The sequence below is a fragment of the Microbacterium sp. BH-3-3-3 genome, assembly GCF_007679045.1.
In the GTDB taxonomy this organism is placed as follows: Bacteria; Actinomycetota; Actinomycetes; order Actinomycetales; family Microbacteriaceae; genus Microbacterium; species Microbacterium algihabitans.
This window is the reverse complement of record NZ_VEFS01000011.1, coordinates 1-1156: the sequence shown is the minus strand read 5'-3', so window position 1 is coordinate 1156 and position 1156 is coordinate 1. Positions and strand designations below refer to the sequence as shown.

Below are 1156 nucleotides of genomic sequence, written 5' to 3'. Positions count from 1 at the left end.
GGGGAGGAGCGCGCGCAGGGAGGCGTGGGTGCGGGGTGGTGCGTGTGTCAGAAGGGTGGGGGTGTGCCGTTGTCGTCGGGGTCGGGTGGGGGTGGGTCGTCGGGGGTGAAGCGGACGGCGGGGGAGTAGGGGAGGGGTTCGTCGGTGTAGGTGCGGCCGGTGGGGGAGGTCCATTCGAGGATTCCGCCGGGGAGTTGTCGAACCTGCCAGCGGGTGAACTGCTTTTGGGTGTGGTGGCGTTGGCAGAGGTGGGCGAGGTTGGTGATGGTGGTGGGGCCGCCTTTGGCGTGGTCGTGGGTGTGGTCGACTTCGCAGCGGATGGCGGGGATGGTGCAGCCGGGCCAGCGGCAGTGGCGGTCGCGGGCGCGGAGGTGGCGGTCGATGGCGGTGGTGCGGTGGTAGGTGTCGGTGTGCAGGACTGCTCCGGTGAGGGGGTGGGTGAGCACGCGGTCCCAGGGGGTGGGGGTGGTTTCGGCGAGGGTGCGGGCGGTGTGGGCGTCGATGGGGCCGTGGCCGATGAGTTCGGCGGGGTCGTCGTTTTCTCGGGTGGGGTTGAGGATGGTGAGGGCGGGGACGACGATCTGGACGCGGGCGCGGATGGTGCCGAGGGTGCCGGGGCCGTCGTCGGTGCGGGTGGGGTCGGCTTCCGGTGCGGCGGCCAGCAGCAGGTCGGCGAGGATGTCGGCGCGCAGTTGCGCGGTGGTGCGCTGGTCGGTGGCGAGCACGGTGGCGGGACTGAGAGCCGCCGCGGCAGCGGAGTGGTCGGACCCGAAAACCGGGTGCGGGCCGGGTGCCGCGGTGCCGCCTGCATCGTCGCCGGGCGTATCGACACCCGCGAGGGCGCTGTCCGCCCTGTCGAGCCCGAGCCCGCCGCCGGCCCGGATGTCGAGGAGCGCGCGAGCTTGGTGCGTGAGGCGGTCGTAGATGCCGACGGCGAGCACGGTGGGCAGGGTTGCGATGAGGTCGGACATGCCGTCGGCTTGGGTGACGAGGCGGACGCAGCGGGTGTCGCGCCCGCGCTGGTGACGTTCGGTGAGGGTGGTGGGGTGCAGTTTCTCGGCTAGGACGGCCAGGCGGGAGCGCAGGCGGGCGGGGCTGCGACCCTCGGCGGTGGCGACGGCGAGAAGGTCGAATTCGGCCTTCTTCTCGGGCGGGA

At 72.8% G+C, this 1156-nt stretch carries 1 protein-coding gene; it reads right to left on the bottom strand.

The features are described 5' to 3' along the window. Positions 1-47 precede the first annotated feature (47 nt). A partial coding sequence (locus tag FS769_RS17150; RefSeq protein WP_260979798.1) for an HNH endonuclease occupies positions 48-1156 on the bottom strand: 1109 nt, incomplete at its 5' end.